At 68.1% G+C, this 6,149-nt stretch carries 5 protein-coding genes; 2 read left to right on the forward strand and 3 right to left on the reverse strand.

The window, feature by feature from the left end; translation table 11 throughout:
• Positions 1-144: 144 nt before the first annotated feature.
• Positions 145-771, reverse strand: coding sequence for a hypothetical protein (locus ACWD6N_RS37005; RefSeq protein WP_450006643.1), 627 nt, complete (start codon positions 769-771; stop codon positions 145-147).
• A 100-nt stretch (positions 772-871) separates the two neighbouring features.
• A complete protein-coding gene (locus ACWD6N_RS37010; RefSeq protein WP_354964343.1) occupies positions 872-2,056 on the reverse strand; it encodes a GlxA family transcriptional regulator in 1,185 nt (394 codons plus the stop codon).
• Here ACWD6N_RS37010 and ACWD6N_RS37015 point away from each other — a divergent pair.
• On the forward strand, positions 2,003-2,878 hold the full coding sequence (locus tag ACWD6N_RS37015; protein ID WP_387323558.1) for an NADP-dependent oxidoreductase: 876 nt from the start codon (positions 2,003-2,005) through the stop codon (positions 2,876-2,878). The genes ACWD6N_RS37010 and ACWD6N_RS37015 overlap by 54 nt on opposite strands.
• Positions 2,879-3,186: 308 nt before the next feature.
• Entirely contained in the window at positions 3,187-4,335 is a 1,149-nt protein-coding gene (locus tag ACWD6N_RS37020; protein WP_354964344.1) for a hypothetical protein, read from the forward strand.
• 740 nt (positions 4,336-5,075) lie between these two features.
• Here ACWD6N_RS37020 and ACWD6N_RS37025 read toward each other — a convergent pair.
• The coding region (locus ACWD6N_RS37025) for a TGS domain-containing protein (RefSeq protein WP_449941625.1) at positions 5,076-6,149 on the reverse strand (1,074 nt) is incomplete at its 5' end.

A 6,149-nucleotide genomic window follows, 5' to 3' on the forward strand; every position in this document is an offset into this window, starting at 1 on the left:
AGAGTAGGAGGTCCGGGGAGTTCCGAGGTATGAGGTCGTCCGCCCAACTCGGACCCGGACGGCCCGATCGTTGACCAACTGCGCGCTCATCGGCAGATCCGGTCGTCTCCGACGCGCTGTCAGCGGCAGATGCGGATGCCGTCGTCACTGGTATGAGAAGCCGGCCAAGTGGTCAGCCAGATTGAATCGAGTGCTGCAGCTGGGACAGCTGAGCCGACCAAAGAGGCGCGTCAAGCGAGCGGCTACGGACGCCCGGCCTGCCCGCACTGCCTCGGCATGCAGGCGCCCAGCCAGTTCCGAGGACAGCCCCGGTTCGATCCCGGAGTCTTCGGACTGCAGGTCGAGAAGCAACTCCTCGTCGCAATCGGGGCATTGCACGTCGATCTCCCCATCGTTGAGGTGATCGAGCTCTTTGCCCCAGATCTCGTCGCCGTCGAAGCCGAGAACGGCCTGTTGTAGGTGCACGAACATGCTGTCGCTCGATGCATCGGGCAGGCAGTCCACCGCGAGCGCGCGCAAGGTCGCGATCTCATCAGCGTATGCGGTGCGACCGGCGTCGTCGGCGTCCAGCGCGATGAAGCCGGCAAGCACCACCGCCTTCTCGCGGTCTTTCCGGGCGAAAGCGGCGCCGGTCTGCGCCAGCCAGGGCAGCAGGACCGCGCTGGCTGGGTCACAGGTGCCCTGATGACACGACTCTTGCCAGATGAAGTCCCAGGCAGGAGAGGTCGGGTCGGCCGCCGCAGAAGCTAGAACTTCCGAGGAAATCGTCACCCACGAAGCTTTGCACGTCTTTGCACGTCTCAAGATCGGACGCACTGTTCTCGACACGACAGGGCGGTGCCGGACGCACGGTCAGCGGCAGAAGCGGACGTCACGACGCGCGGGCCGTCGACACCATGGTGCGGAAGGTCTGCCGGTACGCCGTCGGCGAGACCCCGATCGCGCCGGTCAGGTGCTGACGCAGCGACGCGGCGGTGCCGAAGCCGGCCTCGGCGGCGACCCGGTCGACCGGCAGGTCGGTGGTCTCCAGCAGACGGCGGGCGTGTTCGACCCGCTGCCGCGCGAGCCACTGCACTGGTGTCATGCCGACCTCGGCGCGGAAGCGGCGCGAGAACGTGCGTACGCTCATGCGGGCGTGCCGGGCCAGCTCGGCGAGGGTGATCGGCCGGTGCACCTGTCCGAGTGCCCACTGCCGGGTCTCGGACGTGGTCGTGGTCGCCGGCTCGGGCACCGGGCGGTCGATGAACTGCGCCTGGCCGCCCTCGCGCCACGGCGGCACGACGCACAGCCGTGCCACCCGGTTGGCGACGGCGCTGCCGTGGTCGCGGCGCACGAGGTGCAGACACAGGTCCACGCCGGACGCCACGCCGGCCGCGGTGAGCACCTGTCCGTCGTCGATGAACAGCACGTCGGCATCGACCTTCACATTCGGAAACGTACGCTGGAAATGCTCCGCATTGTTCCAGTGCGTGGTGGCAGGCCGGCCGTCAAGCAGCCCGGCGGCGGCCAGCACGTACGAGGCTGTGCAGATGGACACGATCCTCGCATCCGGCCGCAGCCGGCGCAGCGCCGCCGCGACCGGCTCAGGCAGCCAGTCCTGGTCGCCGATCGGATCGCACACGAAGGGCGGCAACACCAGTGTGTCGGCCGTGTCGATCACCTCAGGGCCGTGCTGGACGGCCACGGTGAAGTCCGCGCTGGTGGCGACTGGTTCGCCGTCGACGCTGCAGGTGACGACCTCGTACAGCGGCTCACCGTCGGGACCGACAGCGGTACCGAAGATGCGGACCGGAATGCTCAGCTCAAACGGGTACACGCCGTCGAGCGCCAAGACGACCACGCGATGCATGGCCAGATCCTTCCACATATTGGCGATCTGGCCACTCGAACCATCGAACGCCGCTCCGGCAGGGTGGATCGCACACACCGAAGATGAACAGAAAGGCATGCGATGCGTGCGATCGAACAGGACCGGTTCGGCGGCCCCGAGGTCCTCAAGCTGATGGAGGTCGACCGCCCCGAGCCCGGCCCGGCGGAGGTACTCGTCCGGGTCCACGCGGTCGGGGTCAACCCGACCGACCTCTGGCACCGCGCAACCGGCGGCCTGCTCGGCCGACCGGTGCGGCTGGGCTGGGACCTGTCCGGCGTGGTCGAGGCCGTCGGTGTCGGCGCCGCGCTGTTCCGGCCCGGTGACGAGGTCTTCGGCATGCCACTGCTACCGCGGGCGGCCGGCACCTACGCAGAGTACGTCACGGCACCGTCGCGGCACCTCGCTCGCAAGCCCGCCGGGCTGTCCCACGTCGAGGCGGCCGGTCTGGGGCTCGCCGGGCTCACCGCGTGGCAGGCCCTGGTCGATGTCGCCGACGTCCAGCCGGGCCAGCGCGTACTGGTTCACGCGGCCGCGGGCGGCGTCGGCCACCTCGCCGTGCAGATCGCCAAGGCGCGCGGCGCACACGTGATCGGCACCGCGAGCGCCGCCAAGCACGCGTTCGTCCGTGGGTTAGGTGCCGACGAGGTCATCGACTACACGACGACGGACTTCGCCGAGCGCCTCCACGACCTCGACGTGGTCATGGACTCGATCGGCGGCGAGTACGGGCCGCGCTCGCTGCGGACCCTGCGCCCGGGCGGCATCCTGGTCGCCCTCGCCTCGCCGGCCGAGACGTACCTGGAGGAGGAGGCAGCCCGGCAGGGCAAACGCGCCCGATTCATGATCGTCGAGCCGGACGCTGCCGGGCTCACGTCCCTCGCCAACCTGGTCGGCACGGGGCAGCTCCGCGTCGAGGTGGACACAGTACTGCCCCTCGAACAGGTCGCCAAGGCCCACGAGATCGGCCAAACCGGCCGTACCAAAGGAAAAATTATCCTGACACTCTGACCTCCTGCGTCAATCCTGGCGGCAACCCGACTGGACGCGGCCGCAGCGGCGCCGTCGCACCGCGTCGTCCACCACACATGAGTGCTCACCTCGCCGCAGATCTCGCCGCAGATACTGATGGGACTAGCCGAACGCAACGTCGACGTCTGGCGATGCCCTGGCCGGCTCGACGCTGGCGACCCAGCCAGTGAACCGCCGCGGCACGGCCGGATCAGGCGCCCGGGCCGAGTGCATTTCGCCACCACCCGAGCCAGCCGGCTCGGGGCCAGCTGTCCGGCGCCATCGATGATGATGGTCAAGATCAAGACTTGGAGCGGGGTCCGCAGCAGGTGTTGCAGCGCCTCGTCGTCCGCGGCCTTCTGCAGGCGTGTGAGCACTCTTTCGATGCGATCGAGGTCCGTGCGGAGGCGGACCTTCGTCGCAAGCTCGCCGTAGCGGACGGCCTCGGCGAGTTCGAGGAAGTCCAGGTCGATCCGCTCGAAGTGCGCGGGCGCGATGTTCTCGGTGTAACCGACCGGGCGAGTGGTGAGGACAACCAGCACGTCGCATTTGTCGGCCTCAGCGATGTTGACGAACTCGGTGACTCGCTCGATCAGGCGCTTGCGCACAGCCGGTTCGGTGACTTCGTCCAAGCCGTCCAGGACGAGCAGCCAGGGCCACCTCTGCATCCAGGTTCTCAGCGCCCACGGCTTCACCTCTCCCATGTCGGAGCGGCGCGAAACCTTGTGGGCGATCCACCGCAGCAGAGTCGAGTCGTCGCTGAGCCCTCCTTCCTGGGCGTACAAGGCCAGGTCGATGCGCATCGGCCAGCGGCGGTTCTTCGGCAGCTCACGGCCGAAGCGCTTCAGGGCTGCCGCGGTGCCCTTGATGACGTCGCGGTGCCCGTCGCTGAGGTCTTCGGCGCGTTCGAGCATGGCCGCGCGGAACACCTGGACGAGGAACTTGGAGATCGTCGTCTTGCCGTTGCCGGGCGCGCCGGTGACGATCATGTGCCGGGGCGCCTCCTGGGTGGTGACGCCGGGAGCGAGGACATGTTCGGCGCGGTCGAGCACGTACTTCACTACGCTCGTACGCCGCGTGCCGGCGGCGAAGGTGATGGGCAGGTCGATGGCGACGTCGTGGACGGGGATCCCCTGGCCGTCACCGCTGCCCGCCTCGTCGAAGTAGATGAAACCCTCGCCCATGAGCGTGGTCTTGGCGTGCTCCCGGAGCCCTTCTTCGAGGTCCTTCAGCGGTATGGTGTCGGTGAACTGTGCCAACGCGGCGAAGACGTCGCCGGCGGTGAGGAACCCCGGAAACGCGTTGCGGATGCCCGGGTGCACCTTGAGCAAGGCCTGGATCTGGTTGCCATCCCAGATACGCACCTTCTTGATGCGCTTCAGCCTGGCCAGGCGCGCCCTCCGCTCCTCTGCGGCTTCGGGGTCGACCTCCCGAGTTTTGTCGGCAAGGCGCTCTAGGTAGCTCTTGATGTTGTCGTTGAGAAGATCATGGCCGCCGACCTGGGGGAACGGCGTGAGCATCACGTTCGTGATGATGATCAGGAAGTCGGGAACCGGATTGCGATCTCCGTAGGGGTTGGCCCAGTCATCGAGCTCGCCGCGGACCTGCCCCCACAGCCAGGCCGCGTTCTCCTGGTGGTTGGCGGAGGGGGTCGCCCGGTGCTTCACCTGCAGGACGGTGTATCCCTCCCACACCTCGGCAGGCTGATCCTCCGTCGGCTTCCAGATGAGCGAACCCCGGTGGTACAGGTCCCGCCCGCCGTCCCGGCCCGCGCCCATCACCTGGACACCTGGCCCGAAGAAAGCGACCGCTAGGCTGGCCGCAAGGTCTTGGAAGCCTGTTGGACCTAACTGCTCCAAGTTGTCGCTCAACGTCACACCTTCTCGGCCACCCTGTCATGCGGGGCGAGCCGCCACGGCCCCGGAGGACAGCCTACGCGGGCGGGTCGCCAGGCCAGGTGGCCGGCGTCATGCCAGGCGATCCTGCACCTCGCGATTGGCGAGAGTCGCCCCGCGACCGCAGGCCTGCTACGACTCGCCGAAATAGCCCTCCTCCTCGCCGAGCAGCAGCGGCACGTCGTACACCGACATGTCCGGCCGGGCCCTTGGTGGCGGGCGGTATTCGCTACGTCCCTATTCGCCCCAGTCCTACGATCCCCCGACGGCGTAGCCCCGTAGTCCGGCACCGGTCAGCCTAACTATGCGGTTGTTCGGTAGGCGTCGAAGACGCCGTCGATCCTGCGGACCGCGGCCAGCAGGTGCCCCAGGTGCTTTGGGTCGGCGATCTCAAAGCTGAATCGGCTCACTGCCACCCGGTCGCGGGTGATGGTGACGGTGGCGGAGAGGACATTGACCTGCTCGTCGAACAGCACCCGCGCGGTATCGACAAGTAGCCCGCGCCGGTCGAGGGCCTCGACCTGAATCGCCACCACGAAGTTTGACGAGGAGGTGAGTTTCCAGGTCACCTCGCGAAGCCGCTCGGGCTGGGCCTTGAGGTCCTCGGCGTTGGGGCAGTTGTCCCGGTGCACGCTGACCCCGCCGGACCGGGTGACGAAGCCGAAGACCGAATCCGGCGGAACGGGGGTGCAGCAGCGGGCCAGCTTGATCCAGACGTCGCTGACCCCGCGGACCACGACACCCGGGTCGTGACTGGAGGCCCGGTTGCGCGGCGGCTCGGTGGCGACGGTGGTCTCGGCGATGTCCTCCGCCGCGCCCTCCTCGCCGCCGTAGGTGGTCATCAGCTTCTGCACCACCGACTGCGCCGAGACCTGGTTGTCGCCGACCGCCGCGTAGAGCGAGGCCACGTCGGCCAGGTGCAGGTCCCGGGCGATCGACATCAGCGCGTCGGAGGTGAGCATCCGCTGCAACGGCATGCCCTGCTTGCGCATCGCCTTGACGATTCCGTCCTTGCCGGCCTCGATCGCCTCCTCGCGGCGCTCCTTGTTGAAGTACTGCCGGATCTTGGTGCGGGCACGTGGGCTCTTGACGAAGCCGAGCCAGTCCTGGGTCGGGCCGGCCGTGTCGGACTTCGAGGTGACGATCTGGATCACGTCGCCGTTGGAGAGCGTGGATTCCAGGGGCACCAGCTTGCCGTTGACCCGCGTCCCGATGCATTTGTGCCCGACTTCGGTGTGCACCGCGTAGGCGAAGTCCACCGGCGTCGACCCGGTCGGCAGGGGGATGACGTCACCCTTCGGGGTGAAGACGTACACCTCCTGGCTGGACAGGTCGAAGCGCAGCGCGTCCAGGAACTCGCTCGGGTCGGCCGCCTC

This window comes from Micromonospora sp. NPDC005163, from assembly GCF_053599835.1.

What these genes read in the sequence shown, in the direction of transcription:
- ACWD6N_RS37015 (WP_387323558.1), top strand. Translation starts at nt 2,003, where the DNA reads ATGGAGGTCGACCGCCCCGAGCCCGGCCCGGCGGAGGTACTCGTCCGG.